The sequence below is a fragment of the Sphingopyxis sp. genome, from assembly GCF_035998965.1.
Taxonomy (GTDB): domain Bacteria; phylum Pseudomonadota; class Alphaproteobacteria; order Sphingomonadales; family Sphingomonadaceae; genus Sphingopyxis.
Map to the genome: position 1 here is coordinate 1 of NZ_DASYHE010000084.1, position 26,853 is coordinate 26,853.

Sequence of the window (26,853 nt, forward strand, 5' to 3'; positions counted from 1 at the left end):
GCTCGATTATCTGGAGATGATGGAATATAACGCCAAGCTGCCGAAGAATGGCGTGCCTGCCGAGGGCCGTCCGGTCCTGCTGGGCATCACCAAGGCGTCGCTGCAAACGCGCAGCTTCGTTTCGGCGGCATCGTTCCAGGAAACGACCCGCGTGCTCACCGAAGCTTCGGTGCAGGGCAAGGTCGACTCGCTGATCGGGCTGAAGGAAAACGTCATCGTCGGCCGCCTGATCCCGGCGGGTACCGGCGCTGCCATGAACCGCGTCCGCGTCACCGCGTCGAGCAAGGATGCCGCGCTGCGCGCATCGATGCGCGCCGCAAGCCAGGTCGACCTGATCGCCCCGGCGAGCGCCGCCGCCGAGCATGCCGCCGAACTGGCGCAAGGCCCGGAAGCCGCGATGGGCGACGATCCGCTCGGCAAGGTGCAGGGCGAAGACTTCACGACCGATGACGTGATGGTCGAAGAGCGTCCGGAGGGTGAGGGCGAAGCGTAAGCTTCACCTCCGCCTTTGGCTGACAGAAATGAGCCCCGCTGGATCGATCCGGCGGGGCTTTTTCGTTGGCCGCGACTATCTCATAGTTATTGCTGGCCGTCGCAATTGCGTGTCGTCGCTGGCTCGGGGGCGATGAGCCCGTTCCAATGCTATCGATGCTATAGCGGGCCTGGCTGGCGCCCGAGAGGCCCAAATAACGGATGCTCAGGCTGGATCAGCGCGATCGTTATCGCGCCACTGATCGCCCCCGAGTTGTCGGGCACTTCCCATATGTTTGAATAGATAAGGATCGCTGCCTCGGCGAATGCCTCCTCCAGCATCAGGCGCCGGCTGGCCGCGATTTCGAAGTGAACAACGAGCTGAAAATCTCCGAAAGGATGAACCTCGCCGACCCAACCTCCCGCCGAGCGGATCGCATCGGAGGCGAGCATTGGCGCAACCTGCCTTGGCTGCATGGTTTTTGCCTCAAGGCGCCAATGAGCCGTCATTCGTGCAATCCTGTTTACCGCAGTCGCTGCTCATCGACACGATCGACGAAGAAGAAACCCGAAATCGTGCGAGGAAACAAGTCCCGTGCTTGCCGCATTGGTGGAAGCCGCTCATTGCACGATTGCGCCATGCGAAGCCGAGGCGCTGATTGGCGTCGCGCGGGATTGACCGCCCCCCGTTTTTGCTAGCTGTGAAGGGGCAAGCGTAGCCTTTCGATCGCGAGCGCCCCAAATGGAAAAGGGCCCACCGGGGTGGCCGGTGAGCCCTTGATTGCTTGGGAATGTGCGGGCCGGTGCGCTGCGCCTGAAAGGCGTCCGGCCCTTATGCTGCCTCCTGAGGGCGCGAGGATCGCGACGGCGAGGTACAGCAGCAGTGGCAGGCCGAAGCCCAGCAGCGTCAAGGCGACAAAGCCGACGCGCGTCCACAAGACGTCGAAGCCGAACTGGTCTGCCATCCCAGCGCACACGCCGAAGATCATCCCGTCGCGACGATTCTTGCGAAAACCCTGTTTCATTTCTTTCCTTTCCATCCCGGCCAGGGGCCGGCGTTATGAGCAGGCGGAGGTGGCCGCTGGTCAGATGACCAGCGAACCGACCTGCGCGCCATTTTGACCAGCAACCGCGAGGAACATGACCGAGCAATAAAGCGAGGCGACCGCAGCGATTGCGTAGCTTTTGAACGATTCGACGTTGAAATGTGCCATGATGATTTCCCTTTTTTCGGTTCCAACCGGACCATCCGGTGGATGCAAAAGGTAATGCAGGGACCGTGCCAATTTCATTCATAGGCGGTTCAGCGGGGTTTTGACGATGACGACCGATAATTTCGCTGCAAAATATCCATCTGAATGGTGAGATTTCCCACTGAGCGGAAAAAATCACGGAGACGGTTGGGTCTGGCCCGCACCTGATCATCCGGATGCGCCAGGACGCGATGGCGAGATCCCGGCCTTCGCCGGGATGACGGTCGAGAAGGTGGCGTGAGTGGCCCTGCGAGAGGGAGCGGGCTGGCGCGGCCGGACAAGCTGCGGTAGGCGGCGTACAGGATGACGCTGACCCGCCTTTCGCTGACCGATTTTCGCAACCATGCCGGGGCGGAGCTGGTCGCGGCGGCGGGGCTGGTGGCGCTCTATGGCGACAATGGCGCGGGCAAGACCAATATATTGGAAGCGATTTCGTTGCTGGCGCCGGGGCGCGGGCTGCGCCGCGCCGCACTGAGCGACATGGTGCGCGACGGCGCGAGCGGCGGTTTCGCCGTATTTGCCGAGGTGCTGGCGGGCGATGATCTGGCGCCGGTGTCGCTGGGTACCGGGATTGAGCCCGCACACCCGGGGCGGCGGATCGTGCGGATTAATGGCAGCCCGGCGGCGGCGGCGTCGCTGGGCGAGTGGATGGGGGTGCTGTGGCTGACCCCGGCGATGGACCGCCTGTTCGTCGAGACCGCGGGCAATCGGCGGCGCTTTCTCGACCGGCTGGTGCTGGCGCTCGACCCGCGGCATGCGCAGCACAGCAACCGATATGAAGCGGCACTGCGCGCGCGCGGCAAATTGCTGGCCGACCTGTCCAGCGCCGACCCGCGATGGCTGGCCAGCCTGGAGGCGCAGCTGGGGGAGCATGGCGCGGCGATGGACGCGGCGCGGCAAACCACGCTGGCAGCGCTGTCGATCGAACTGGCCGGGCAGCCCGACGCGCCCTTTGCCCGCCCGCTGCTGACGCTGATCGACAGCGACGGCGCGGCGCGGACGACGCCTTTTGACGGGACGGCGCTGCAAGCGCTGTTTGCCGGGCGCCGCCGGATTGACGCGGCGGCGGGGCGCGCCACGGCGGGGCCGCACCGTGACGATCTGGTCGCGGTCCACGCCGCGACGGGTCGCGCCGCGGCGCGCTGTTCGACGGGGGAGCAAAAGGCGATGCTGCTGTCGCTGGTGCTGGCGCATAGCGACTGCGTGGCGCGCGCGCGCGGGCGGCGGCCGGTGCTGCTGCTCGACGAGGTCGCGGCGCACTTGGACCCGATGCGCCGCGCGGCGCTGTATGCGCGGTTGGCGGGGCAGGGAGGGCAGGCGTGGCTGACGGGGACCGAGGCGGCGCTTTTCGCCGACGTGCCGGGACCGGTGACGCGATTCGCCATTGCGGGGGGGCGGATCGCCGCGGGCTAGTACATCGTGCCGATCTAGTTTGCGCCGATCTGGCGGTTTTTCAGGACGTAATCCATGCGGCGCTGCATTGCAATATGGCCTCAGGGCGCTATAAATTTGGCTGTGGAACAATAGAATAGCGTGATACCGGGTCGATCCACACTGCATATCCAGCCAGGGAGTTTAACATGAATCTTTTCAAGAAAGCCGCGGTTAGCCTTGCCGCGACGTCGCTGATCGCAGCGCCGGTCGCCGCTTCGGCCGCGCAGAGCGCTCGCGCCGTTTCGACTGTCGAAGGCGAGAGCGAGCTGGCAGGCGAAAACAGCTGGCTCTTCCTGGCGCTCGCAGCCGTCGGGATCATCGTCGGCATCGTGCTGCTGACCGACGGCGATGACGAACCGACCAGCCCGTAATCGGTTCTGCGATTAGCGTGATAGCGAGGGGCCGCGGACAATGTCCGCGGCCCCTCTGCTTTTTGCGGCATCAGGTCGCCGGTGCCGGCCAGACCGCCACCATGGGCGGCTTCACAGAATTTCGTGGACCCGGTCCTGCGGGCGGCACAGCCGGACGCCCTTGTCGGTCTCGACGATCGGGCGTTCGACATAGGCGGGGTTGGCGGTCATTGCAGCGATGATGACATCCTCGTCCGCGTCCTTCAGCCCGCGCTGTTCGGCATCGGTGCCGCGCAGCCGCAGCGCATCGCGCGCGGCGAGACCCGCTGCGGCGAACAGCTGTCGCAGCTTGTCTGCGGCATAAGGGTGTTTCAGATATTCGACGACCGTGAGGTCGATCCCAGGGGTGTCTTGCAGGATCGCCAGCGTCTTGCGCGACGTGCCGCAGGCGGGATTGTGCCAGATGGTTGCTTTCATCGTTGATCCTTCCTTGGCTGAGCGCGCCAGGTGTCAGGGCTGTGCCCATTGGCGCAGCAGATTGTGATAGGCACCGGTGAGCGCCACCAGCGCAGGATCCTGATCGCCGACGCGCGGCCGCAGCGACTGGATCGCGAGGTCGATGTCGAACAGGATGGCGCGGCGCGCGGCGTCGGCGACGAGGCTTTGTACCCAGAAAAAGCAGGCGAGACGTGCACCGCGCGTGACCGGAGTCACCCGGTGCAGGGTGGTCGCCGGATAGAGCAGCATTGACCCGGCGGCGAGCTTGAAGCGTTGCGCGGCGCTGCCATCCTCGACCTCCAGCTCGCCGCCATCATAGCTGTCGGGATCGGACAGGAACAGGGTCGCCGACAAATCGGTGCGCAGCGCCAACCCGTCGGGAGTCTGGCGGATGGCGTTGTCGATATGGGTGCCGAAATCATGGCCGGTCGCATAACGATTGAACAGCGGCGGAAAGATCTGCCGCGGCAGCGCGGCCGACTGGAACAGCAGGCAAGCGCCGAGCGCCGGGTTGACGATGTCTTGCAACTGGCGCGTGACGCTATGCCGTTCGGGCAATTGTTCGTTGCGTTTGACCGCGGCCGATTGATAACCGGCGGTGACGCGGCCATCGGACCAAGGTGCATCGGCCAGCAGCGCCTGTGCGCGGGCGAGCGGATCGCCGGTCAGGACATTATCGACGACCAGATACATGGCAGCGTCATGCCCCGGGGATTGCAGCGTCGCAACCCCCGGGGATCGCCATCAAAAGTCGAGCGCGAGGGTCAGGACGCCCGATCGGCCCGGGCCGGGGATCGACTGACCGCTGCCCAATGACTGAAAATAATATCTGTTGCCAATGTTATAAACGTTCGCCCGCAGCTTTACATTGGCGGTCAAACGGTATTCGGCGAAGGCATCGAACACCGTGTAGGACGGCACGGTAATGACAAAATTGCCACTGGTCAGGCTGGTCGGAATGTCCGAGCGGCGTTTGCCATTATATTGTACCCCGCCACCGATACGAAACGCCGGGGTGACGTCGAACGATGTCCACAGCGTCGCGCTGTGCGGCGGCGTGTTGTCGAGGGGCAGGCCAATCTGCACCGGAATGTTCGACTCGCGCACTTCGCCGTCGAGGTGGGTGTAACCGGCAAAAATATCCCAGCCCGGCATGATCGTTCCGGCCGCTTGAAGTTCAATGCCGCGGATCCGCTGGCGCCCGTCGAGGACGACCGGCGGATCGCCGGCATCGACGCCGGGGGTGCGGGCATTGGTTTTGGTGATTTCGAACAGCGCGGCACTGAGCAGCAAGCCGCCCGGCAATTCGAGCTTGCCGCCCAATTCGAACGAACGGCTGCGTTCGGATTTGACGTTGAAGTTCGCCGCGGTGACGGGCGCATTGTTGTTGCCGCCGGCCAGCTGGACGATTTCGGCGCGGCCCGACGGTTCGAATGCGGTGCCCCAGCCGAAATAGAGGCTGCTGTTGGCGCTGGGTTTGAATACCAGCGCGGCGTTGCCGCTGAATTCGCTGTCACCGCGCGACAGGTCGGTGGCAAAGCCGGGCGCGGTGAAGCCGCTGTCGACGATGCCGCGCACCCGCGTATCGACCCAATCGTGGCGGATGCCGCCGACGATGCGCCATTGATCGCCGAGTTCGACGGTATCGAACAGATAGAGGCTTTTGGTGTCGATATCGATGCGCGCGGTGGTGCCATTATAGGCGACCGGCGCCGCGGCGAGGAACGCCGGGTCGAATAGATTGTATCGCGGGCCGTCGGCATCAAGCTGGCGGCGATTGCGGGTCAGTTCGTCGGCATATTCGAATCCGACCACGACATTGTGGCGGAAAGTGTCACTGCCGAATGTCAATTCGAGCTGGGTCTGATTGACGAACAGTTTGTCGCGCTGATCGCGAAATTTGCGATTGCCGACGCCTTCGGTCGTCGGGCCGAGGGTGGTGACATTGCCGACAAAGCGCGGCGACGATGCCGACTGGGCATAATCGGTCTGCGCCCAGCGTGTCTTGTTGCTGATCGTTGCGGCGTCGCTGAACCGATGCGAGACGATCAACGTCCCGATGTGCGTGTCGACATCGCGATAATCGGTCGAATAGCCGTAAAAATTGCGGCGATTGAGTGGGACCGGCGCGCCCTCGAACCCCGATCCGGCCAGCGATCGATTGCGCGCGTTGGGAATGCCCATATCGGGCAGATCGTCCTGGGTCAGAAAGAAATAACCGGCGGTCACCATCGTATCGCCGCCGACACCAAAGCCCAGCACCGGGTTGACGCCCCAGCGCTTGCTATCGACCCGGTCGCGGCCAGCCTCGTCATTGCGGTGCGCCACCGCGTTGATGCGCAGGGCTATGCCGTTCGCTTCGTCAAGGACGATGTTGCTGTCGATCGTGCCGCGAAAATACTGGTCGGTGCCGACCGAAAGTTCGGCGCCGTGCTGGTTTTCCAGCAGCGGCTGGCGCGACACGATGTTGAGTGAGCCGCCGATATTACCACGTCCGGCAATCGCCGATGCTGGGCCTTTGGTCACTTCAAAGCGGTCGGCGTTGAACGGGTCGCGGAAATAATTGCCGGGGTCGCGCAGCCCATCGACATAAACATCGTCGCGGCCCGCAAAGCCGCGGATCGAGAAGCTGTCACCGCCACCCGGCGGATTGCCTTCGCCCGCCTGAAAGCTGATGCCGGTGATATTGCGCAACGCATCGCGCAGGGTGCGGCGGCCCTGTTCGGCCAGCAGCTGATCGGTCACCACGGTGGCACTGTTGGGGGTATCGACCAGCGGCAGCGGGCTGCGCGGATCGGACAGACCCTGGGCCACATAGCCGGTGACAACGATGGAATCGACGTCCGCGTTCGCACTCGCAGCCTCGTCGGCGGCGAAGGCAGGTGTCGGCATCGCTGCCAAGCCGCCAGTGGCAGCGGCGATCAATGCCATGCGGACAGATGCTGCGGTCACGAAAACTCCCCTCGGCGTTTATAATGGGACGCGAGCTAGTGATATTGCAAATGGTTTGCAAGTGCGATTTCGTGGGCGAGGACGTCGCCAATCAGCGATTTTATCTTTAACCTGCAGTTCATGGCAATTATGCCACACTTGCCCGCATGACCGGGAACCACCTGCTTGCCTTTCACGGCCAACGCCCGACTTATGCATCGTCGAGGGATCGCCAAAGGCGGCCAATGCGGGGTCGGGTAGCCAAGTGAGTAAATTGATTGATCGCAGGGCCATGCTGGCCGGACTGGCGGGAGCAGGCGCCATCGCCGCCGTGCCCGTGCGCGCGCAACTGCCCGACTGGATTCGCCAGCCAACACCCCCGATGGCGCCGCCAGTCGATTATCTGGCGGTCGCGCGCAAGCAGATCGCGATGCAGAGCCGCTTCATCCCGCAAACCGATCGGGTTGGGATCGTCGATTTCGGACTGCCGTCGGCGCGTCCGCGCTTTGCGCTGGTCGATATGGTGGCAGGCAAGATCGAGATGTTCCCGGTCACCCACGGCCGCGGGTCGGACCCGCAGCATGACGGCTGGCTGAAAAGCTTTTCGAATCGTGTCGGCAGTCTCGCGACCTCGCGCGGTGCGTATCGCACCAGCGACTATTATTGGGGCGCGAACGGATCGTCGATGCGGCTCGCGGGGCTGGAACCTGACAACAATAATGCCGACGTCCGCGCGATCGTGGTGCATGGCGCCTGGTACGCCGACCCGTCGCTGATCGCGACGCAGGGCAAGCTGGGGCGGAGCGAAGGCTGCTTCGTGTTCGGCGAAGAGCTGTTGCCGATGATCCTTTACAAGCTGGGGCCGGGGCGGCTGCTGTTCGCCGACCGGCTGAGCGAGATGCCGCCGGTGCCGGCGCCATTCCAGCTGCCACCGGTCGCTGACAATATCCGCCGTGCGGGTTCGGTCAACGGGACGTTTCCGACCACAGCGGATTGAGGCGCAACATCGGTGTGGGGCGGTGAGTGGCCCGCCAAATCACGTCATGCCGAAACAAGTTCGGCATGAAGATTCAATAATCTCGCTTTCTGTTCCGCAGCGGACGCCGTTCAGTAAATCCCCGAAGTCCCCGGCGTTGTGACGCGGGCGGTGGTTTCGACCGTCGGCACCACCGGCGGCGTGACCGGGGCGATGATTGCGGCGGTGGGGCGGCCGGGCTTGGCGAAGCTGGCCACCACCGGCGCGTCGCGGCCGTAAAGATCGGCGAGCTTTTTGGTGCCGCCCTTGCCGTCAGGAATCACGGTCCAATAGGCGACATAGACGGGGAAGGGATTTTCAAAGCCGAAGCGCGTCGTCTTGCCGCTGGCGATTGCTTCGCCAAAGGCTTCAGGGCTCTGGCCGGCAAACATCACCGCCATCAGGCCCGAGAAATGCAGCGCGCGTTCGGTGCGGATGCAGCCATGGCTGAAGGCGCGGGCGGCGGCGTTGAACGCGGCCTTTGACGGGGTATCGTGCAGGTAAATGGCGTGTTCGTTGAGCATTTCCATCTTCATCACGCCAAGCGCATTGTTCGGCCCCGGCTTCTGCACCACCGACAGCGTTTTGCCGCTGCCCGTCCAGGTATAGCCCTGCGCGCGGGCGGCTGCGGGGTTGCGCGCGATGGTGGCGCCAATCCCTTCGTTGATGATGCTGCGCGGCAGCGTCCAGTTCGGGTTGACGATGATTCCGGTCGCCATCGGATTCAGCTGCGGCGTTGCGGTCGATGGTTTGCCGACGACGGCCTTGTGCGTCGCAATGACGGTGCCGCCGTGGACGACGCGGGTCATATATTCGGGGACGTTGCTGACGACGTAGCGGTCGCCCAGCGCGCGCGGCATCCAGCGCCAGCGTTCCATGTTGACGCGAATCGCATTGGCGTCCGCAGGCGCCTTGGCCTTAGCCAGCGCGGCCTTGAGCACCGCAAAATCCGGGTGGACGGGGTTGAGCGCGGCGAGCGTTTCGCGGATCGACCCGGCGTTCAGCGCAGTCTCGAGCAGCGGCAGCAGGGGTTCGGCATCGGCGTCGCTATCGACCATGAACCATTGTTTGCGCGCGGCATTGGGCGTGCGTCCGTCGCGCAGATGCGTCGCGAGGAGCAGGAAGGTGTCGGTCGCGAGCTTGTCGAGCCGCGCCTGATCGCCTGCCAGGATGGCGGCGGCCAGCGCGTCGGGATTATAATCCTTGGCGAACAGTCCCTCGGCGCCGATTTTTTCGATGCTGCTGAGCAGCGCGGTGGCGTTTTCTTCGCTCCAACTGGGCATCGCGATCGTCGCGGCGACAACGGGCGCATCGTCGGCGACCTTGTCGGGCTGAAGGATAACTGAATCCTCCTTCACCGCGGTTTGCGCAAGGGCAGGCGTCGCGAGCAGGCTCAGCGGAAGGAGAAAGGTTGCGGCGTGGCGCGCGGAGATGGGGGAGTTTTTGACCATGGTTAAAGCCCATAGCCAATAATGCCGGGGAGTTAAAGTGAGGTGGCGCACAGCTGGGCGCACCTATTTTCCCGAAATCCCGGCGGAGGCCGGGATATCGGCGGTGCGTCAGAAACAGCCGGTGAGACCCCGGCCTCCGCCGGGGCGACGATGTTGAATCAGGCTTTCGCCTCCGCATCCTGCCGCGCGAGCCAGTCTTCCAGCCATTTGATCGTGTAATCGCCGTTGATCACATCGGGATCGGCGAGCAGCGCCTGGTGCAGCGGGATGTTTGTCTTGACCCCCGAAATCACCATTTCCTCCAGCGCGCGGCGCATCCGCATCATGCAGCTTTCGCGCGTGCGGCCATAAACGATCAGCTTGCCGATCATGCTGTCGTAATAGGGCGGGATCGAATAGCCGGCGTACAGCCCGCTATCGACGCGCACATGCATGCCGCCGGCCGCGTGATAATTGGTGACCTTGCCGGGCGAGGGCATGAAAGTGCGCGGGTCTTCGGCGTTGATGCGGCATTCCATCGCATGGCCGCGAAACTCCAAGTCTTCCTGTTTGACCGACAGGTCGCGGCCGCCCGCGACGCGAATCTGTTCGCGGACCAGGTCAAAGCCGGTGATCATTTCGGTCACCGGATGCTCAACCTGGATGCGCGTGTTCATTTCGATGAAAAAGAACTCGCCATTTTCCCACAGGAATTCGATCGTCCCCGCGCCGCGATATTGCATCGCGGCCATCGCGTCGGCGCACACCTTGCCCATGCGCGCGCGCTCTTCGGCCGAGATAATCGGCGAGGGGGCTTCTTCGAGCACCTTCTGGTGGCGGCGCTGAAGCGAGCAGTCGCGCTCGCCGAGGTGGATTGCCGTACCGCGGCCATCGCCGAACACCTGAAATTCGATGTGGCGCGGGTTGCCGAGATATTTTTCCATATAGACGGTGGGATCGCCAAATGCCGCGGCGGCTTCGGATGAGGCCTGACCCATCAGGCTTTCGAGGCTGTCCGCGTCTGGAACGACCTTCATGCCGCGGCCGCCGCCGCCCGATGCGGCCTTGATCAGCACCGGATAGCCGATGTCTTCCGCCATCTTGCGGCATTCGTCGCCATAGGTGACCGCGCCGGGCGAACCCGGAACGACCGGCAGACCCAGCGCGACCGCGGTGCGCTTCGCTTCGACCTTGTCGCCCATGGTACGGATATGTTCCGGCTTCGGCCCGACGAAGATCATGTCATGCGCTTCGATAATTTCGGCGAAGCGCTCGTTTTCCGAGAGGAAACCATAGCCCGGATGGATCGCGTCAGCCCCGGTGATCTCGGCGGCCGAGATGATCGCGGGGATGTTGAGATAGCTGTCCTTCGCCGCGGGCGGGCCGATGCAGACCGCTTCGTCGGCGAGGCGGACGTGCATCGCATCGGCGTCGGCGGTGGAATGGACCGCGACGGTCTTGATGCCCATTTCATGGCACGCACGGTGAATACGCAGCGCGATCTCGCCGCGGTTGGCGATCAGAAGTTTTTCAATCGGCATGGGAAGCTCAGGCGATGGTGAACAGCGGCTGGTCGAACTCGACCGGCTGGCTGTTTTCGACATGCACACCCGTCAGCGCGCCCGATGCGGGGGCGACGATCGGGTTCATCACCTTCATCGCCTCGATGATCAGGACGGTATCGCCTTCTTTCACGGCCGAGCCGATGGTCGCGAAATTCGGTGCGCCGGGTTCGGGCGACAGATAAACGGTGCCGACCATTGGAGATTTCACCGCATCGGCGAAACTTGCCGCGGCGGGGGCAGCCGCGACGGGGGCCGCCGGAGCGGCGGCGGCTGGCGCCGGTGCGGGGGCGGGGGCGGGGGCGGGGGCATAGGCCACGGGCGCTGCCGCGACAGCAGCCTTGCGCGCGACGCGGACCTTGCGATCGCCGTCCTCGACTTCGATTTCGGTAAGGCTGGTGTCGTCGAGCAGCTCGGCGAGCGCGCGCACATAGGCCGGATCGATATTGATGCCATCGTCTTTATGGTCACCCATGAGAATTTTCCTGTTGTTGCGGCGTCCATTGATCAGGACGCTCAGACCCCGTTTTTGATGCGCCCTCTTGTCAGAGACGCGCGGCGGCGTCCAGCGCCAGCGTATAGCTGTTCGCGCCATGGCCTGCAAAATGCGCCACCGCCGCCATGCCGACATAGCTGATGTGGCGGAACGGCTCGCGCTGCATCGGGTCCGACAGATGGACCTCGATCACCGGCACCTTGATCGACTTGATCGCGTCGTGGAGCGCGATCGAGGTGTGGGTGTAGCCGCCCGCGTTGAGCAGCACCGCCTTGGCGCCCGCGACATAGGCCTCGTGCAGCCAGTCGATCAGCACGCCCTCGTGATTGGTCTGGCGGCATTCGAGACGCAGACCAAGCTCGGCGGCCTGCGCTTCCAGCCGCGCGTGGATGTCGTTGAGCGTGTCATGCCCATAAATCTCCGGCTCGCGCGTGCCGAGCAGATTCAGGTTGGGGCCGGAGAGGACAAAAACGGTCGGCTTGTCGGTCAATTCGGGGGCTTTCGGTTGCGGCAGGGGACGCTCCCCCTATATGGGCTGCTCGGCAAAAGGCAAAGCAAGGCGGGAATGGCGGTGATTTCGATCATGCTCAACGGCGAAGCGCGGCAGGTCCGTGAAGGCAGCATTGCCGACCTCGTCGCCTCGCTGGGTCTCGACGTCAAAAAGGTGGCGGTCGAGCGCAATCGCGAAATCGTGCCGCGCTCGACGCTGGCGGCAGTGGCGCTCGCCGAGGGCGATGCGCTCGAAATTGTCCATTTTGTGGGAGGCGGTTGTTGACCGACACTTGGAGCGTTGCCGGACGGACATTCACGTCGCGGCTGATTGTCGGGACCGGCAAATATAAGGATTTTGAGCAAAATGCGGCGGCGGTCGCGGCGTCGGGGGCGGAGATCGTCACCGTCGCGGTGCGCCGCGTCAATGTGTCGGACCCGACCGCGCCGATGCTCACCGATTACATCGATCCCAAGAAGATCACATACCTGCCCAACACCGCGGGCTGCTTCAACGCCGACGATGCGATCCGCACGCTGCGGCTGGCGCGCGAGGCGGGGGGCTGGGATCTGGTGAAGCTGGAGGTGCTGGGTGAGGCGAAGACGCTGTACCCCAATATGCGCGAGACGCTGGAAGCGACCGAGGTGCTGGCCAAGGAAGGTTTCCTGCCCATGGTCTATTGCGTCGATGATCCGATCGCCGCAAAGCAGTTGGAGGATGCAGGCGCCGTTGCGGTGATGCCGCTGGGCGCGCCGATCGGGTCGGGGCTGGGAATCCAGAACCGCGTCACGATCCGCTTGATCGTCGAGGGCGCCTCGGTGCCGGTGCTGGTCGACGCGGGTGTGGGCACGGCGAGCGATGCCGCGGTGGCAATGGAACTCGGCTGCGACGGCGTGCTGATGAACACCGCGATCGCCGAGGCGAAGGATCCGATCCGCATGGCGCGCGCAATGAAGCTGGCGGTCGAGGCGGGGCGCGATGCCTATCTGTCGGGCCGCATGGGGCTGCGCAAATATGCCGACCCGTCGAGCCCGCTGGCCGGGCTGATCTAGCGCCATGAAAATCGCGCCGTTGCTGGCCGCCGTCCTGCTGGCCGTTCCCCATATCGCGACCGCGCAGGCGCCGATCGATAGCCATGTCCATCTGTGGAATGGCGAAAAGTCGATCGCGGACTATGAGGCGCAGGTGAAGGCCGCTGGACTGACGGTTGCGGCTTTCGGTGGCATGTGGTTCGGCGGGCCGAACCAAGCGCTCGCAGGCAACCCCGACGACATCCGCGCCCGCAACGATGCGCTGCTTGCGCTGGCGGCGAAGCACCCGACCATGGTGCCGATCGCGACGGCCCATCCCTACGACGGCGCCGCGGCGCTGGACGAGTTGCAGCGTGTTGCCGGACTTGGTGTGAAGCTGCTGAAGATCCAACCGCATACGCAGAAGTTCGATCCCGCTGACCCACGTGTGCTGGCGCTGGTCCGGCGCGCCGGCGATCTTGGCATCGCGGTCGTCATCGACAATGCGAATATCGTCCCCGGCGGCGACAGCGAAAAGCTGTTCAACCTCGCGCTAGGGGCGCCAAAGACGAAGTTCGTGTTTGCGCATATGGGCGGGTTGAACTTCCGCTTCTGGAACATCCTGAAAATGGCGCGCACGGCGGAAGGGTTGTTCGGTAACAATATCTATTTCGACATTTCGGCGACGGTGACGCTCGTCGCCGACGCGCCGATCGAGGAAGAGTTTATCTGGACGATGCGCAATGTCGGGATCGATCGCATATTAATCGGGTCGGACCACCCGCAATTCTCGCTGAAACAGACACTCGATGCGCTGGACAGGCTCGACATCACCCCCGCCGAAAAGGCGAAAATTCGTTATGAGAATGCGCGCGATCTGATGGGATTGAAGCCTTAGGCTCAAATCAGAAGGGCGCGGGCGGGCGGTAGAGCATTTCGATGCGTTCGATCTGGCCATTGATGCCCAGCACCACTTCGAGATCCCACAGCAATTTGCCGGGGCCATCGGGCAGCACGATCAAGCGATAGGGCTGCCACAGCTTGTTATCGGTCGCTTCGCGCTCGACGCTGAACGTCTTGGCGAGCGGCAGGCGGAGAAATGCGTCGCGGGGAGCCGTGCGCGTCATCGGATAAAATGCGGGCGCGCCGGATAGCAACTCGAAAACGACCGGCTCACCGCTCTTTAACTTCGCTTGCGCATCGGCGACTTTTGCGATCAGCGCCGCCGCTTCTTCGGCTGTCAGACCGCGCAGTTGGGGTTGCGCGGCGACCCTGTTCGGGGCGGGCTGGGCGAGAGTCGCGGGGGCAAGCAGCAGTGCGGTCGCGGCGATCAGGGCAGGGCGCGAAAATATCATGGCGCCATGCAATCTCATTTGCGGGGCAGGTCAATTACCCTTTTTTCGCAGCGATTTGCCGGGCGCCGGGAACATCTGGCGCGGCGGCTCGTTGGTCAGGCAAGAGGTGCTATTGCCTCGGCCAAGAGCAAGGAGATTTTCCATGGGTGAACTCACCGACAAGGCAAAGGGCCTCGCCAACGAAGCGATCGGCAACACCAAGCAGGCGATCGGCAAGGCGACCGACAACGATCGCCTGACCGGCGAAGGCATTGCGCAGGAGCGCAAAGGCGAAGCCCAGAATTTGAAGGGCAAGGTCAAGGGCGCGCTCGGCGACAAAGTCTGACGCGACCGTCCTTTTTGCTAAAAGAAAAGGCCCCGGGAAACCGGGGCCTTTTTGTTGCGCGATCGCAAGATGGCCTACTTTCCGCCCGAGGCGACCAGATCGACGTCGGTCATGCCGCCGTCGCGGCGCGCCATGATGACATAGGCGAGGTCGCCCTTGGTGCCGCCCAGCATATGTTCGTTGCCGTTGACGCGGTGGTCGCTGGTGTAGCCAGCGCGGATCGCCATCGTGTGATAATAATCGAACACGCCCTGGATCGACGCGGCGGTCTGGAAATTGACGACGCGGATGTTGCACTTGCCGCCTGCAACGCCCGCGGCTTCGCGCAGCGTGGCGCGCGGATAGACCTTGAATGCCGCGGGCAGGCGATCGGCCCAGGCGTTGCCATAGGTCAGCTTGGCGTCGCAGCCGCCGCCCTTTTGTTGGTCGCGCGCGAGCGCGCCGATCGTGACGGGGCGCGGTTTGGCTTCGCAGCCATCACAATCCGCTTCCATCGGAAGCGCCCTGGGCGCGGCAAGCAGCTTGCCCGCCTTGAGCGCAGCAGCGGCTTCGGCGACCGTCGCGGCCTTGCCGCCCGCGACGCCGGGAACGCCGCCATCGACGGGGCGATTGCCCGGACCGACGGCATTCTGGTTCGCCTGTCCCGCGAGCTTGGGGTCGACCATGATCTTGTCTTCAAGCGCGCCCTTGACCGCGGGGTCGGCATTGGTCAGCCCGTCGTCGAGCGGGGCGAGTTCGGACTTTGCTTCGGGATTGTCCCGGCACCCGGCGAGCGGTGCCGCCGCCATCAGCAGGCCGGTAACCAGCCATTTTCCGCGCAACATCATCGCTAACACTCCCTTAATCTTTGACCCGGATTGCCCGATCCTGGTTAAAAAGGCGCAAAGAAAATGCGTTAACGGGTAACAGTTTGTTAGCCGAAACCTGTGCCGGAGCGAGACGCTTTTGGGTTGCAGCGGATCAGCCGCGAGGTTTCGACCGCCGCCTGGCGGTGGATCACGGCCTGCCGATAGACCGGGTCGGTCACCATTTCCATGAAGGCGGCGCTGGTCGGATATTCGGCGATGAACATCGCGTCCCAATGCTCGGCATCGGGGCCGATCACCATCGCTTCCATCGTGCCGCGCCAGACGATGCGGCCGCCGACGCGGTGGAACACCGGGCCGCTGTCGGCGCCATAATGGGCATAGGCTTCGGCGCCCGTCAGCGCGTCCGCGGCCAGCGGATGATCAGCAGGATAGGTCGCTGCGGCCTTGAAGCGGACGAGGTTGAGCATGTGGATCACTGTGTCGCGCGGCAGCGCCTTGAACGCGTCGAATTGCACGCGTTCGGGGTCGATATGCTGGTCGGCCATCAGAGGAACTCCTTGCGCTTCACCCGCCAGGCATCGGCGCTCTGCGTCCAGGCGTCGACGGGCGCATCCTCGAACGGTGCGGGCAGGCGGGTGGGGCCGCTGTTCGTCGCGCCCAGCCGGGCCGCCAAGGCTTGCGAGCGCGTGTTGGCGGGATCGATGCTGTGCATCAGTTCGGGCCATTTCAGAAATTCGACGGCAAAATCGCAAGCGGCGACGCAGCCTTCAAAGGCATAGCCCTTGCCGGCAAATTTGGCACGGACACCATAGCCGATTTCCGGGGCCGGCCAGCCGTCGGGCTCCCACGGGCCAAGGCGGCCCACCCATTCGCCGCTTTCGCGCTCGATGACCGAGAACATCGAAAAGCCGCGGATGTGCCACGCCCCGGCCAGCGTACACCAGATACGCCACGCCGCGGCGCGCGGGCAGGTGCCGCCAATAAATTGCATGGTGTCGGGCTCGGCGCACATTTCGGCGAAGGCGTCGAAATCCTCGGTCGCGGGCGGGCGCAGGATGAGACGCTCAGTAACGAGCAGCGGGCCGTTTAACATGATGATCCTCTCCCGGAAGCAGGAGAGGCTTTTGCGGCAAGCGGCCGGGCCGGGCAAGGGGCAAGCGTGCGGGGATCGCGCACGCGGTCGAGGGCGCCGACGACCAGGTCGACGCCCTCTTCCATCTACGTTTGCGGGCGGAGGGGTCTCGGACCCGCAATCGAGACGGTAGCTCTATCGCTTAGCGGCAGCGATATTTGTCGCGGTCAATCTCGCGGCCAAGCAGGGCGCCAGCGCCAGCGCCGATCACGGTGCCAAGCAGCTTGTCGCCGCGGCCGGCGATTTCGTTGCCGGCCAAGCCACCAACGGCGCCGCCGATGAGCAGGCCGGTCGTGCCATTGTCCTTCTTGCAGCGATACCGGCCGTTGCGGTCACGCCAAACGCGGGTGTTGGCATGGACGCGCTGATCGCGATAGCGGCGCTTGTCGCGGTCGTAGAAACTGCTCGACTGGTCCAACTCCAACTGGTGAAAGCCTTCGGCCTTCGTCGGGGCGCTGATGCCGGCATAGGCCGGGGCGGTCAGCGCGACGCTGGCGGCGGCCAACGCGCCCATGAGGCCTTTGTTCAAATTGCGCATCGTAAATCCTTTCCTGGTTTCGCGCCTTGTACCGGACGACGATACTGGGCGCTTCGACAAGGAAAACGAGCCAGCCCCGGAACCCGTTGCATGAACGCGGGGCAACAAGACGAAGCGAGTGTTATCGACGATGAACCGAAAGGCTCTTGCGGCGGCGGGGGCGGCGTGCGACAACGGCCAGATGCTAAACATCGCCTCGCTCGTCATCGGCGCCATTGCCCTGGTTTTGGCCGTTTTTGCTTTCATCCCTCTACTCGGATGGGCCAATTGGGTCATCGTTCCCTTTGCTGTCGTCGGGTTGGCGCTCGGCGCGATGTCGAGCAGTACCAGCGGGCGCAATTTGAACATCGTTGTGATCGTCATAGGCGTCATTCGCCTGATGCTGGGCGGCGGCATTATCTGATCTGCGGCCGAAAGGCAGAGCTCCGTTTATGAACCAGCCCACCGCCCCCGCGGCGAGCCCGCAGCGCGGCTTGCCCTATGCGCTGGGTGCTTATGCAATCTGGGGTTTTGTTCCGCTGTTTTTCAAGCTGCTGGAGACGGTGCCGTCGGTCGAAGTGCTGGCGCAGCGCATCGTCTGGTCGCTGCCACTTTGCTTCGTGATCATGGCGTTCCGGCGCCAGATCGGCGAATATCTGGCGGCGCTGAAGGATTGGCGCGTGCTGCGGCTGTTGCTCGCCAGTTCGCTGCTGATCGCGCTCAACTGGCTGGTCTATATCCATGCGGTATTTACCGACCATGTGCTCGCGGCGAGCCTGGGCTATTATCTCAACCCGCTGGTCAATGTGCTGCTGGGCATGATCTTTCTGGGCGAGCGATTGTCGCGGTTGCAGGGGGCGGCGGTAGTCATCGCGGCGATCGGCGTTGCGATCCTGCTCGCGGGCGCGCTCGACACCTTGTGGATCAGCCTGACGCTGGCGCTCAGTTTCGGCACTTATGGGCTGATCCGTAAGGTCGTGCCGGTTGGGTCGCTGCCGGGGCTGGCGATCGAAACGACTTTGCTGTTGCCGCTGTCGGCGGCCGCGGCGGGTTATTATTTGTGGATCGGCGATGGGCGCGGCTTTGGGTCGGATGTCGAAATCAGCTGGCTGCTCGCAGCGGCAGGGGTGGTGACCGCGGTGCCGCTGTTGCTGTTCGCGACCGCGGCGCGGCGGATGAGCTATGCGGCGCTGGGGTTTGTCCAGTATCTGGCGCCCAGCATCGTTTTCCTGCTCGGGCTGTTCGTGTTTGGCGAGCCGCTCAAGCCGGCGCAGCTGTTTTGCTTCCTGCTGATCTGGATCAGCATTGCGGTGTTCAGCTTTGATATGTGGCGCAAGATGCGCGCCGAGCGGATGGTCGCGGTGGCCTGAGTTTGATCCTCCCTGTCGCGCAGCGATGGGGAGGGGGACCGTCGCCGCAGGCGATGGTGGAGGGGCAGCGACGTCGCGCCATGGCCACTCCGTCAGCGCTACGCGCTGCCACCTCCCCATTGCTGCGCCACAGGGAGGATCGTTAGACGATGCGCCAACCCAGAGTCTCACCGGCATGGAACGGAACGACATCGCCGATCGTCTCGGGAACCACTGTTTCGCCCCGCTCCAGCGTGACCGTGCCATCATTGAGTGGCAGGCCGTAAAAGCGCGGCCCATGTTCGCTGGCAAAGCCTTCGAAATGGTCGAGCGCGCCATCCTGATCGAACGCGGTGATGTAACTTTCCAGCGCGAACGGGGCGTTGAAGATGCCCGCGCAGCCGCACGACGCTTCTTTGGTGTGAACGGCGTGTGGCGCGCTGTCGGTGCCGAGGAAGAATTTGGGTGAGCCCGACGTCGCGGCCGCGCGCACTGCCAGCCGGTGATGCTCGCGCTTGGCGACGGGCAGGCAGTAGGCGTGGGGGCGGATGCCGCCGACCAGCATCGCATTGCGGTTGATATGCAAGTGCTGCGGGGTGATTGTCGCCGCGACATTGGCGGGCGCGCCCGCGACGAACTGCGCCGCCTCCGCCGTCGTGATATGTTCGAACACGATCTTGAGGTCGGGCAGGGCGCGGACGAGCGGTTCCAGGGTGCGCTCGATGAACACCGCCTCGCGGTCAAAGATATCGACGTCATGATCGGTAACTTCGCCATGGATCAGCAGCGGCATGCCGATGTCCTGCATCCGTTCGAGCACACCCATGATCTTTGCGACGTCGGTCACGCCATGCGCGCTGCCGGTGGTGGCGTGGGCGGGATAGAGCTTGGCGGCGGTAAAGACACCCTCGGCATGGCCGCGTGCAATCTCGTCGGCGTCGGTGGCGTCGGTCAGATAGGCAACGATCAGCGGGGTGAAATCGAGTTCGGCGGGTACCGCGGCGTTAATCCGGTCGCGGTAAGCGCGGCCTTCCTCGGCGGTGGTCACCGGTGGTGACAAATTGGGCATGACGATCGCGCGGGCAAACTGGCGCGCGGTGTAGCGCGCGACATGGGTCAGCATCGCCCCGTCGCGCAGATGCACGTGCCAGTCGTCGGGGCGGCGGATCGTCAGGCGGTAGGTCATGCGGGTCTCGCGAAGAAATGGGTGCTTGGTTTTGGCTGCCGCGTCCCTAGATTATCGCCATGGCCAATACCACCCTGATCAACCGCGCGCTCATCCGTCTGTCGGGGGACGATGTCCGCGGCTTTCTGCAAGGTCTGGTCACCAACGACACTGCGGGCGACCTGCCGGTGTGGGCGGCCCTGCTCAGCGCGCAGGGCAAGGCGTTGTTCGATTTTCTGCTCTGGGCGGATGGCGACGACATCCTGATCGATTGCGAGCGCGATTCCGCGGGCGATCTGGCCAAACGGTTGACGCTATACCGCCTCCGCCGCGCGATTACGATCGAGCGCGAGCCCGATCTGTGCGTCCATTGGGCACCGGGGGGAGATGTCGGGGTGGTCGATCCACGGCTGCCCGAACTTGGCTGGCGCTGGCTGGCTCCGGCGGAAGGCGATGTGGGCGCGGATGACGCCTGGCGCGCGCACCGGCTGGCGCTCGGGGTCACCGAAGGGCGCGCCGAGCTGGGTGATGGCACGACCCTGTGGCTCGAATGCAATGCTGCCGAACTCAACGGGGTCAGCTTTACCAAGGGCTGTTACGTGGGGCAGGAGAATACGGCGCGCATGAACTGGCGGCAAAAGGTCAATCGGCGGCTGGTCGTCGTGCCGATCGCCGAGGCCGATGAAAAGCGCCAGGTGATCGCCTATCCCCAGCTTGGCTGGTCGGTCGAGCATCGCCGGGTCGAGAGCACCGACGCTGTTCATGCACCGCCTTGGATGCGCAGTGCACTGGTGCCGTCGGACGCCTGACAGGCGCGGCGATGTCTGCTATGGTCCGGCCATGCGCGCTCTCCTGATTTCTTCGGCGCTGGTCGCCGCCATTGCCACGCCCGCCCTTGCCATAGAGGCAGGCGCGCCCGCTTCGCTGCTGGCGGTCGAGACCGAAGCGCCTGCACCGCCGGCGCGGCTCGTCCCGCTTGCTGCCGACTCGGCATGGACGCCGCGCTTTGCCGCAGCCGCCGACGATCTGGCGGCGGCGTTACGGTCGGGCGATGAGGCGCGCTGGGCGCCGCTGCTGGGCGGACAATGGCTGTCTGCCGGGGATCGCGCGCGGGTGGCGGAATTGCTGCGGGGCAGCAACAGTCCGTTCCGCCTCGCTTTGGTCGCAAAGGGCTCTACCCATCGCGCGATATTGGGCTGGAGTGCACCCGCGTCGATGAACGCCGCCGAGCGCGCCGCGATTGAAGCCGGGCAGGAGGCTGAGGCGCTGGTATGCTGGTCGGCGGATGGTGCCACCGGCCAATGGCCCACGACGGCCGCCGATGCGGACAATCGGGCGGGTCGTCCCTATGCCTGCGCGCGGATCGCCTACAGCATTCGCGGCGATACGCCGACTTGGCGGGCGTTCATCGAACAGCCCGCCGCTTAACCAATCCCCAACCCTAAGCTGCGACAAGCGGCACCATGTTGGGGCGTTTTCTTGGTCTGGCGGCAATCATTGCGGCGGTTTCGATCGGCATGGCGGGAGTCGCCAGCCGTTCGGCGGCCGACGATGCTGTCGAAACGACCGCCGCGATTGCGGGCAATCACGACAATTGGACAACGCACAAGCTGCGCCAGGACCAGTCGGCGGCGGCGGCTGAGGCCGCCGCGCAGTCCGGCGCGTCGGTCTCGTCGGGCGAGGCTTTGCTCAGCCGCGCAGGCGATTCGCATTTTTACGCCGATGCCGACATCGACGGCACCAACATTCGCGTGATGGTCGACAGCGGCGCGTCGATTGTCGCGCTGACCCGCCGCGATGCCGAAGCGATCGGCATCGACGTTGACCGCCTGCCGATCACGGGCACGGCGCGCACTGCCGGCGGCGACGTCCCGATGCGCACCGTGATGCTCGACAGCGTCGACATCGACGGGCTGGAAGTCCGGCGCGTCGAAGCCGCGGTGGTCGACGCCGACATGGGCGTATCGTTGCTCGGGCAAAGCTATTTGTCGCGGCTCGCCGCGGTGAATGTCGAAGGCGACACGATGACGCTGCGCTGAGGCGCGCTACTTCGCTTTCTTGTCGATCAGAACCGCCTGCTGCCAGCGGCTCGGCGGCTTGTCGGTGCGGTGGATGCACCCCGCCCAGCAACAGGGGCGCTTTTTCCCCTCGTGCAATTCCTCGCGCGTCCGCTCGATCCGGCGCTCGCGCGTTTTCGCTTGCTTGGCGTCGTCGACCCAGCAGATGAACTCGTTGCGGCCGAGGGGGGTCAAGCTTTGCCACAGCGCCAACGCCGCCGCATCGGACATCAGAGCCGCCTGCATATCGTCGCCTGCGACGTGCACGGTGCCATGGAGAAAGGCGTCTGTCATGGCGCGAAGGAATAAACGGGCCGGGTCGGCGGGTCAAATCTGCCGCCGCTTGCCATTTCGGTTCGATTTCCCCACATCACCGGCATGAACGCTCCCAACCCCCCGATGCGCGCGGCGATCGTGCCGGTCACCGCCTTTCAGCAGAATTGTACCCTTTTGTGGTGCACTGAAACCAACAAGGCGGCCTTTGTCGATCCCGGTGGCGACCTGCCCAAGCTGAAGGATGCGGTGCGCCAGACCGGGGTCGAGGTCGAGAAGATCTTGGTGACCCACGGCCATATGGACCATTGCGGGCAAGCGGGGATGCTGGCGAAGGAGCTGGGCGTGCCAATCGAGGGACCACATGAGGACGACCGCTTCTGGATCGAGCAGTTTGCCGAGGATGGCGCGCGGTTCGGGATGGTCGGCGAGGTGTTCGAGCCCGATCGCTGGCTGGTCGACGGCGACACGGTCACCGTCGGCAATCTGATTATAGACGTCATCCATTGTCCCGGTCACACGCCGGGGCATGTCGTGTTCCACCATGCGCCGTCGAAACTAGCGATTGTTGGCGACGTGATTTTTCAAGGGTCGATCGGCCGCACCGACTTTCCGCGCGGCAATCACCAGCAGTTGCTCGATTCGATTACGCAGAAATTGTGGCCACTCGGCGGCGATACGACCTTTCTGCCCGGACATGGCGCGCACAGCAATTTTGCGCACGAGCGGCGGACGAACCCGTTTGTGGGCGATATGGCGTTGGGGGCGGCCTAAGTCTCCCCTCCCGCTTGCGGGAGGGGCTGGGGGTGGGCAGCGACGTCGCAATGGCCCACCCCGCTGCGACTAACGAGCAAGCTCGCAAGTCTCGCTGCCCCTCCCGCAAGCGGGAGGGATGAGGATCATTTCGGTGCCACCACCGTCGTTTCCTGGATCTCTGTCGTCGTGACACTCACCGGTGTCAGATAGACGATCGCCAGCGCCCCGAGCGCCAGACCAAGCTGCGTCAGCATGGTGATGATTGTCCCGGCCATGCGCCCCCACATCATGCCGTCCATGCCGACCGCGTGCAGGATGCGCCCGACCAGATACAGCGCGCCGACGCCCCACAGCCACATCGACGACCCCAAGCCGAGCTCGACAAGCGCGAGCAGGATCAGCACAAAGGCGGTGTTTTCGACAAAATTGCTGTGGGCCCGCATCCGCCGCGTCACCAGTTCGTTGCCGCCATCGCCGATGAAAACCTTTTCCTTGGTCCGCACCCGGCCGACGCGGATCGACAGCCAGAGGTTGAGCAGCGCCGCTCCGGCAGCAATCGTCAGGCTGATCGGCAAGATTATCATATGCGTCCCCCATTTCGGCCGCGGCTGTTGTCGCCCGGCGCTCGCCGTTGTGTGGCATCGCGCTGGACGATCGGCAAGGGCAACGCTTCTTGCCTGCGCATTGTCATCCACAGGGCTTGCCTTTGCGGGCAAAAACGCTATAGCCCCGCCCGATCCGGCACCCGACACCTTCTGGCGTTGAGGCACCCTTCGGCGGACGATTTTCAGGCCAATACGCGGCAGGAACAGCGTTTCGCACGGCGGGCGGGCCAGTCATTTCCGGTAACGGCGATGACAAATCCGGGTAGCCGATTCGTGACACACTATTGAGAATGCAGGAAATAAAATGGCCGTTCCCAAGCGAAAAACCTCGCCCTCGAAGCGCGGTATGCGTCGCAGCCACGACAGCCTGAAGGTTGAAGCCTTTCAGGAATGCCCCAATTGCGGCGAACTGAAGCGCCCGCACAATCTGTGCAGCGCCTGTGGCCATTATAATGGCCGCGAAGTGGTGTCGGTCGGCGCCTGACCCCTAGCCGGAGCGCAAATACATGGCACTGACACCGCGAATCGCGATTGATGCGATGGGCGGTGACGTCGGCGTGCGCATGATGCTCGCCGGCGCCGCCATGGCGCGCCACAAGCATGACGGCCTGCGCTTCATCCTCGTCGGCGACGAGGTGCAGATCAAGGCGGCGCTCGAAAACCACCCCAATCTGCGCGCGGCGTCGGACATCATCCACACCGACGGCGTGGTGACGGGCGAGGACAAGCCGAGCCAGGCGATCCGTAAGGCGAAAAGCACCTCGATGGGGCTGGCGATCGACGCGGTGAAGCGCGGCGACGCGGGCGGCGCCGTGTCGGCGGGCAACACCGGCGCGCTGATGGCGATGGCCAAGCTGGCGCTGCGCACGATGCCGGGGATCGACCGGCCTGCGCTCGCGGCGCTGCTGCCGACGCTGGGCGACAACGATGTCGTCATGCTTGACCTGGGTGCCAACACCGAATGCGACGCAACCAACCTCACCCAATTTGCGGTGATGGGCGCGGCCTATGCGCGCACCGCGATGGGGCTCCCGCGCCCGCGCGTCGCGCTGCTCAACATCGGCACCGAAGAGCTGAAGGGCACTGACGAGATTCGCGATGCTGCGGCGATGCTGCGCGACGCGAAGGGGCTGCCGATGGAGTTCACCGGCTTCATCGAGGGCGACAAATTGTCGCGCGGCGATGTCGATGTGATCGTCCATGACGGATTCTCGGGCAATATCGCGCTCAAGACGATCGAGGGGACGGCGCGTTTCGTGACCGATCTGCTGCGCCGCGCCTTTACCAGCTCGACGCGCTCGAAGATCGGCTTTCTGATCTCGCGGCCCGCGACCGAGCTGCTCCGCCATCATCTCGACCCCAACAACCATAATGGCGCGGTGTTCCTAGGCCTCAACGGCGTCGTCCTCAAAAGCCATGGCAGCGCTGATGCGAAGGGGGTCGCCAATTGCGTCCACCTGTGCGCCGAGCTGATCGAAAAGGACATTACGCGCCAGGTGACGGACGATCTGGCGAATTTCCGCAGCGGCAACGCCGCATGACCTTGCGCGCGATTCTGGCGGGCACGGGGTCGGCGCTGCCGCGCAACCGCGTGTCGAACGCCGAACTGGCGGAACGCGTCGACACCAGCGACGAATGGATCGTCGAGCGCACCGGCATCCGCTTTCGCCATATTGCCGAGCCCGACGAGACGACCGCGACGCTGGGCGCCGCGGCGGCGCAACAGGCAATGGCGGCGGCCGGGCTCGAACCGTCGGACATCGGACTAATCATCCTCGCCACCGCGACCCCCGACAATACATTCCCGGCCAGCGCGACCAAGGTGCAGGCGCTGATCGGCGCCCCCGATTGCATCGCCTTTGACGTCGCCGCGGTCTGCTCGGGCTTTCTCTATGCGGTGTCGGTCGCCGACGCGATGCTGCGCACCGGTGCCGCCAAGCATGCGCTGGTGATCGGATCGGAAACCTTCAGCCGCATCCTCGACTGGGAAGATCGCACGACCTGCGTGTTGTTCGGCGACGGCGCGGGGGCAGTGGTGCTGTCGGCAAAGGACGTCGACGACGATCAGGGCATTCTCGCGACCCGGCTGCACGCCGAGGGCAAATATGCGGGCATGCTCTATGTCGACGGCGGCCCGTCGACCACGGGCACTGTCGGCCATGTCCGTATGCAGGGCCGCGAAGTGTTTCGTCATGCCGTCACCAATCTGGCGTCGGTGCTCGGCGAAGTGATGGCCGATGTCGGCTTGTCGCCCGACCAGATCGACTGGGTCGTGCCGCATCAGGCGAACAAGCGGATCATCGACGCGACCGCCAAAAAGCTGGGCCTGCCCGCCGAGCGCGTCGTGCTGACCGTCGATCAACATGCCAACACCTCGGCGGCGTCGGTGCCGCTCGCGCTCGACCTCGCGGTGCGCGACGGGCGCATCAAGCGCGGCGATCTGGTGGTGCTCGAGGCGATGGGCGGCGGCTTTACCTGGGGCGCGGCGGTCCTGCGGTTTTAGGATCATAGCTCTTCTCCTTTAGGGGGTGGGCTTGGCCCGCTAGCGGCCACACAGGCTTCACCGCATTAACTCTTCGCTCCATCCGTTTCAGTTTGGCGGATTAATTCGCTTTTGTTACATAGGGGCACGGGACTCGTGACGGTGGGGGCTGTCCGGGACCGGTTCGACCATATTTGCTTTTTGAGGGGAGGGACCATCATGACCGCAGGGACGCTTACGCGAGCCGATATCGCAACGCGGATCAACCAGCAGATCGGTTTGTCGCGCAACGAATCGGCGACGATCGTCGAATCGATTCTCGACCATATGTCCGACGCGCTGGCAGGCGGGCAGAATGTCAAAATTTCGGGCTTCGGCACTTTTGTCCTGCGCGACAAGGCGCAGCGGGTCGGGCGCAATCCCAAGACCGGCATCGAAGTGCCGATCCTGCCGCGCCGCGTGATGACCTTTCGCGCCAGCCAGACGATGCGTGCGCGCGTTGCCGGTAAATAATCCCGGCGTCGGCCATGGTGGAGTTTGACGTGCCGGATGAGAACGGCAAGGCGTCCGGCGCCATGCTCGCGATCGGCGAGCTGGCCGATCGGATCGGGGTGCCGACGCACGTCCTGCGCTATTGGGAAACGCGCTTTCCGCAACTGAAGCCGCTCCAGCGCTCAGGTCGCCGCCGCTATTACCGCGCCGAGGATGTCGCGCTGGCCGAGCGGATCCATCATCTGCTGCATGTGCAGGGGTTCACGGTCGAGGGCGCGCGCAAGGCGTTGTCGGAGATGGGGGCGAAGGGCGTTGAGGCACCCGCAATTGAAACCCGCGCTCAGCCCGCTACCGGGAATGGCGCCATCGGACAGGCGCATAGTGTACCGGTCGCGGCGCTCGTCGCGCTGCGCCAGCGATTGGCGGCCGCGCTCGGTTAGAGCGACGAGTTCCGCGATGCGGTTGGTGCATGAGCTTCTTGAACATTCCAAAGTTCAGGAAAGTTCAGCCTATTGCAGCCCCAGATTTGTCGCGCTCGGCGGACGGATGGCGATCTGTACCTGGCCGAACCGGTATGCCGGACAGCGAACGCTTCC

The 26,853-nt window shown here is 64.3% G+C and carries 36 protein-coding genes and 1 pseudogene; 19 read left to right on the forward strand and 18 right to left on the reverse strand.

All coding sequences use genetic code 11. The features are described 5' to 3' along the window. Window positions 1-493: pseudogene (locus VGN68_RS14585) on the forward strand (DNA-directed RNA polymerase subunit beta'); the annotation flags it as partial. A gap of 158 nt (window positions 494-651) precedes the next feature. On the opposite strand, the gene VGN68_RS14590 reads toward VGN68_RS14585, so the two are convergent. From VGN68_RS14590 to VGN68_RS14600, 3 genes are all read right to left on the reverse strand, one after another. Beyond that, window positions 652-981 (reverse strand): hypothetical protein, encoded by a 330-nt coding sequence (locus VGN68_RS14590; protein WP_327477511.1) that lies wholly within the window; start codon window positions 979-981, stop codon window positions 652-654. A gap of 185 nt (window positions 982-1,166) precedes the next feature. Further along, on the reverse strand, window positions 1,167-1,496 hold the full coding sequence (locus tag VGN68_RS14595; RefSeq protein ID WP_327477512.1) for a PspC domain-containing protein: 330 nt from the start codon (window positions 1,494-1,496) through the stop codon (window positions 1,167-1,169). A 60-nt stretch (window positions 1,497-1,556) separates the two neighbouring features. Continuing rightward, on the reverse strand, window positions 1,557-1,685 hold the full coding sequence (locus VGN68_RS14600) for a hypothetical protein (protein ID WP_327477513.1): 129 nt from the start codon (window positions 1,683-1,685) through the stop codon (window positions 1,557-1,559). A 342-nt stretch (window positions 1,686-2,027) separates the two neighbouring features. On the opposite strand from VGN68_RS14600, the gene recF reads away from it, so the two are divergent. Both recF and VGN68_RS14610 read left to right on the forward strand, forming a co-directional pair. Then, on the forward strand, window positions 2,028-3,137 hold the full coding sequence (gene recF, locus VGN68_RS14605; RefSeq protein WP_327477514.1) for a DNA replication/repair protein RecF: 1,110 nt from the start codon (window positions 2,028-2,030) through the stop codon (window positions 3,135-3,137). 167 nt (window positions 3,138-3,304) lie between these two features. Further along, window positions 3,305-3,529: a hypothetical protein gene (locus tag VGN68_RS14610; RefSeq protein ID WP_327477515.1), complete on the forward strand. Its 225-nt coding sequence runs from the start codon at window positions 3,305-3,307 to the stop codon at window positions 3,527-3,529. 111 nt (window positions 3,530-3,640) lie between these two features. Here the strand turns inward: VGN68_RS14610 and VGN68_RS14615 are convergent, their stop codons facing one another. The 3 genes from VGN68_RS14615 to VGN68_RS14625 are packed head-to-tail and all read right to left on the reverse strand — an operon-like array spanning window position 3,641 to window position 6,958. Continuing rightward, window positions 3,641-3,985 carry an ArsC/Spx/MgsR family protein gene (locus VGN68_RS14615; RefSeq protein ID WP_327477516.1) on the reverse strand — a complete coding sequence of 115 codons (345 nt, stop codon included), beginning with the start codon at window positions 3,983-3,985 and terminating at the stop codon, window positions 3,641-3,643. 33 nt (window positions 3,986-4,018) lie between these two features. Beyond that, window positions 4,019-4,699, reverse strand: coding sequence for a Fe2+-dependent dioxygenase (locus VGN68_RS14620; RefSeq protein WP_327477517.1), 681 nt, complete (start codon window positions 4,697-4,699; stop codon window positions 4,019-4,021). A gap of 51 nt (window positions 4,700-4,750) precedes the next feature. Further along, the gene (locus VGN68_RS14625) at window positions 4,751-6,958 is read right to left on the reverse strand and encodes a TonB-dependent siderophore receptor (protein ID WP_327477518.1); all 2,208 of its coding nucleotides are present in this window, start codon (window positions 6,956-6,958) and stop codon (window positions 4,751-4,753) included. A 244-nt stretch (window positions 6,959-7,202) separates the two neighbouring features. On the opposite strand from VGN68_RS14625, the gene VGN68_RS14630 reads away from it, so the two are divergent. Then, window positions 7,203-7,934 (forward strand): murein L,D-transpeptidase catalytic domain family protein, encoded by a 732-nt coding sequence (locus tag VGN68_RS14630; protein ID WP_327477519.1) that lies wholly within the window; start codon window positions 7,203-7,205, stop codon window positions 7,932-7,934. A 110-nt stretch (window positions 7,935-8,044) separates the two neighbouring features. Here the strand turns inward: VGN68_RS14630 and VGN68_RS14635 are convergent, their stop codons facing one another. From VGN68_RS14635 to VGN68_RS14650, 4 genes are all read right to left on the reverse strand, one after another. After that, window positions 8,045-9,403 (reverse strand): L,D-transpeptidase family protein, encoded by a 1,359-nt coding sequence (locus VGN68_RS14635; protein WP_327477520.1) that lies wholly within the window; start codon window positions 9,401-9,403, stop codon window positions 8,045-8,047. Window positions 9,404-9,561: 158 nt separating this feature from the next. Beyond that, a complete protein-coding gene (gene accC, locus VGN68_RS14640; protein WP_327477521.1) occupies window positions 9,562-10,923 on the reverse strand; it encodes an acetyl-CoA carboxylase biotin carboxylase subunit in 1,362 nt (453 codons plus the stop codon). A gap of 7 nt (window positions 10,924-10,930) precedes the next feature. Beyond that, the gene (accB, locus tag VGN68_RS14645) at window positions 10,931-11,419 is read right to left on the reverse strand and encodes an acetyl-CoA carboxylase biotin carboxyl carrier protein (RefSeq protein WP_327477522.1); all 489 of its coding nucleotides are present in this window, start codon (window positions 11,417-11,419) and stop codon (window positions 10,931-10,933) included. Between the two features lie 70 nt (window positions 11,420-11,489). Then, window positions 11,490-11,930 (reverse strand): type II 3-dehydroquinate dehydratase, encoded by a 441-nt coding sequence (locus tag VGN68_RS14650; protein ID WP_327477523.1) that lies wholly within the window; start codon window positions 11,928-11,930, stop codon window positions 11,490-11,492. Window positions 11,931-12,005: 75 nt separating this feature from the next. On the opposite strand from VGN68_RS14650, the gene thiS reads away from it, so the two are divergent. From thiS to VGN68_RS14665, 3 genes are read left to right on the forward strand one after another with little or no spacing between them, the layout of a single operon-like run. Next, the gene (gene thiS / locus VGN68_RS14655; RefSeq protein WP_327477524.1) at window positions 12,006-12,215 is read left to right on the forward strand and encodes a sulfur carrier protein ThiS; all 210 of its coding nucleotides are present in this window, start codon (window positions 12,006-12,008) and stop codon (window positions 12,213-12,215) included. After that, window positions 12,212-12,982, forward strand: coding sequence for a thiazole synthase (locus VGN68_RS14660; RefSeq protein WP_088440596.1), 771 nt, complete (start codon window positions 12,212-12,214; stop codon window positions 12,980-12,982). Before thiS ends, VGN68_RS14660 begins: the two co-directional genes overlap by 4 nt. A 4-nt stretch (window positions 12,983-12,986) precedes the next feature. Next, on the forward strand, window positions 12,987-13,838 hold the full coding sequence (locus tag VGN68_RS14665; RefSeq protein WP_327477525.1) for an amidohydrolase family protein: 852 nt from the start codon (window positions 12,987-12,989) through the stop codon (window positions 13,836-13,838). 7 nt (window positions 13,839-13,845) lie between these two features. On the opposite strand, the gene VGN68_RS14670 is transcribed toward VGN68_RS14665, so the two are convergent. Beyond that, entirely contained in the window at window positions 13,846-14,295 is a 450-nt protein-coding gene (locus tag VGN68_RS14670; RefSeq protein WP_327477526.1) for a hypothetical protein, read from the reverse strand. Window positions 14,296-14,437: 142 nt separating this feature from the next. Between VGN68_RS14670 and VGN68_RS14675 the strand changes: the two genes are divergently transcribed. Then, the gene (locus VGN68_RS14675; protein WP_293700930.1) at window positions 14,438-14,620 is read left to right on the forward strand and encodes a CsbD family protein; all 183 of its coding nucleotides are present in this window, start codon (window positions 14,438-14,440) and stop codon (window positions 14,618-14,620) included. Window positions 14,621-14,694: 74 nt separating this feature from the next. Here VGN68_RS14675 and VGN68_RS14680 read toward each other — a convergent pair whose 3' ends face one another. From VGN68_RS14680 to VGN68_RS14695, 4 genes are all read right to left on the reverse strand, one after another. Continuing rightward, the gene (locus VGN68_RS14680) at window positions 14,695-15,447 is read right to left on the reverse strand and encodes a hypothetical protein (protein ID WP_327477527.1); all 753 of its coding nucleotides are present in this window, start codon (window positions 15,445-15,447) and stop codon (window positions 14,695-14,697) included. Between the two features lie 86 nt (window positions 15,448-15,533). Then, window positions 15,534-15,974 carry a DUF1330 domain-containing protein gene (locus VGN68_RS14685; protein WP_327477528.1) on the reverse strand — a complete coding sequence of 147 codons (441 nt, stop codon included), beginning with the start codon at window positions 15,972-15,974 and terminating at the stop codon, window positions 15,534-15,536. After that, complete coding sequence (locus VGN68_RS14690) at window positions 15,974-16,522, reverse strand: GNAT family N-acetyltransferase (protein ID WP_327477529.1); 549 nt, start codon at window positions 16,520-16,522, stop codon at window positions 15,974-15,976. The genes VGN68_RS14685 and VGN68_RS14690 overlap by 1 nt, the downstream gene beginning before the upstream one ends. Window positions 16,523-16,703: 181 nt before the next feature. Then, complete coding sequence (locus VGN68_RS14695) at window positions 16,704-17,099, reverse strand: glycine zipper 2TM domain-containing protein (protein WP_327477530.1); 396 nt, start codon at window positions 17,097-17,099, stop codon at window positions 16,704-16,706. A gap of 181 nt (window positions 17,100-17,280) precedes the next feature. Between VGN68_RS14695 and VGN68_RS14700 the strand changes: the two genes are divergently transcribed. Further along, window positions 17,281-17,502: a hypothetical protein gene (locus VGN68_RS14700; RefSeq protein ID WP_293704331.1), complete on the forward strand. Its 222-nt coding sequence runs from the start codon at window positions 17,281-17,283 to the stop codon at window positions 17,500-17,502. Window positions 17,503-17,530: 28 nt separating this feature from the next. Beyond that, window positions 17,531-18,448, forward strand: a complete 918-nt coding sequence (gene rarD, locus VGN68_RS14705; RefSeq protein WP_327477531.1) for an EamA family transporter RarD — start codon at window positions 17,531-17,533, stop codon at window positions 18,446-18,448. 142 nt (window positions 18,449-18,590) lie between these two features. Here the strand turns inward: rarD and pyrC are convergent, their stop codons facing one another. Continuing rightward, entirely contained in the window at window positions 18,591-19,613 is a 1,023-nt protein-coding gene (gene pyrC / locus VGN68_RS14710; RefSeq protein ID WP_327477532.1) for a dihydroorotase, read from the reverse strand. Window positions 19,614-19,672: 59 nt separating this feature from the next. Here pyrC and VGN68_RS14715 point away from each other — a divergent pair, with 59 nt between their 5' ends. From VGN68_RS14715 to VGN68_RS14725, 3 genes are read left to right on the forward strand one after another with little or no spacing between them, the layout of a single operon-like run. Beyond that, the gene (locus tag VGN68_RS14715; protein ID WP_327477533.1) at window positions 19,673-20,401 is read left to right on the forward strand and encodes a folate-binding protein; all 729 of its coding nucleotides are present in this window, start codon (window positions 19,673-19,675) and stop codon (window positions 20,399-20,401) included. Window positions 20,402-20,432: 31 nt separating this feature from the next. Next, window positions 20,433-21,020, forward strand: a complete 588-nt coding sequence (locus VGN68_RS14720; protein WP_327477534.1) for a hypothetical protein — start codon at window positions 20,433-20,435, stop codon at window positions 21,018-21,020. Between the two features lie 35 nt (window positions 21,021-21,055). After that, the gene (locus VGN68_RS14725; RefSeq protein WP_327477535.1) at window positions 21,056-21,631 is read left to right on the forward strand and encodes a retropepsin-like aspartic protease; all 576 of its coding nucleotides are present in this window, start codon (window positions 21,056-21,058) and stop codon (window positions 21,629-21,631) included. Window positions 21,632-21,637: 6 nt separating this feature from the next. Here the strand turns inward: VGN68_RS14725 and VGN68_RS14730 are convergent, their stop codons facing one another. Then, window positions 21,638-21,943 (reverse strand): YdeI/OmpD-associated family protein, encoded by a 306-nt coding sequence (locus VGN68_RS14730; RefSeq protein ID WP_327477536.1) that lies wholly within the window; start codon window positions 21,941-21,943, stop codon window positions 21,638-21,640. 84 nt (window positions 21,944-22,027) lie between these two features. On the opposite strand from VGN68_RS14730, the gene VGN68_RS14735 reads away from it, so the two are divergent. After that, window positions 22,028-22,696 (forward strand): MBL fold metallo-hydrolase, encoded by a 669-nt coding sequence (locus VGN68_RS14735; RefSeq protein ID WP_327477537.1) that lies wholly within the window; start codon window positions 22,028-22,030, stop codon window positions 22,694-22,696. A 125-nt stretch (window positions 22,697-22,821) separates the two neighbouring features. On the opposite strand, the gene VGN68_RS14740 is transcribed toward VGN68_RS14735, so the two are convergent. Further along, on the reverse strand, window positions 22,822-23,262 hold the full coding sequence (locus VGN68_RS14740; RefSeq protein ID WP_327477538.1) for an MAPEG family protein: 441 nt from the start codon (window positions 23,260-23,262) through the stop codon (window positions 22,822-22,824). A gap of 325 nt (window positions 23,263-23,587) precedes the next feature. Between VGN68_RS14740 and rpmF the strand changes: the two genes are divergently transcribed. From rpmF to VGN68_RS14765, 5 genes are all read left to right on the forward strand, one after another. Continuing rightward, on the forward strand, window positions 23,588-23,767 hold the full coding sequence (rpmF, locus tag VGN68_RS14745; protein WP_088439508.1) for a 50S ribosomal protein L32: 180 nt from the start codon (window positions 23,588-23,590) through the stop codon (window positions 23,765-23,767). 22 nt (window positions 23,768-23,789) lie between these two features. Next, a complete protein-coding gene (gene plsX / locus VGN68_RS14750; RefSeq protein WP_327477539.1) occupies window positions 23,790-24,824 on the forward strand; it encodes a phosphate acyltransferase PlsX in 1,035 nt (344 codons plus the stop codon). Beyond that, complete coding sequence (locus tag VGN68_RS14755) at window positions 24,821-25,786, forward strand: beta-ketoacyl-ACP synthase III (protein ID WP_327477540.1); 966 nt, start codon at window positions 24,821-24,823, stop codon at window positions 25,784-25,786. The genes plsX and VGN68_RS14755 overlap by 4 nt, the downstream gene beginning before the upstream one ends. Before the next feature lie 198 nt (window positions 25,787-25,984). Further along, window positions 25,985-26,278: an integration host factor subunit alpha gene (locus tag VGN68_RS14760; RefSeq protein ID WP_188682454.1), complete on the forward strand. Its 294-nt coding sequence runs from the start codon at window positions 25,985-25,987 to the stop codon at window positions 26,276-26,278. A 14-nt stretch (window positions 26,279-26,292) separates the two neighbouring features. After that, window positions 26,293-26,697, forward strand: a complete 405-nt coding sequence (locus tag VGN68_RS14765; RefSeq protein WP_327477541.1) for a MerR family transcriptional regulator — start codon at window positions 26,293-26,295, stop codon at window positions 26,695-26,697. The last annotated feature ends 156 nt before the right edge of the window (window positions 26,698-26,853 follow it).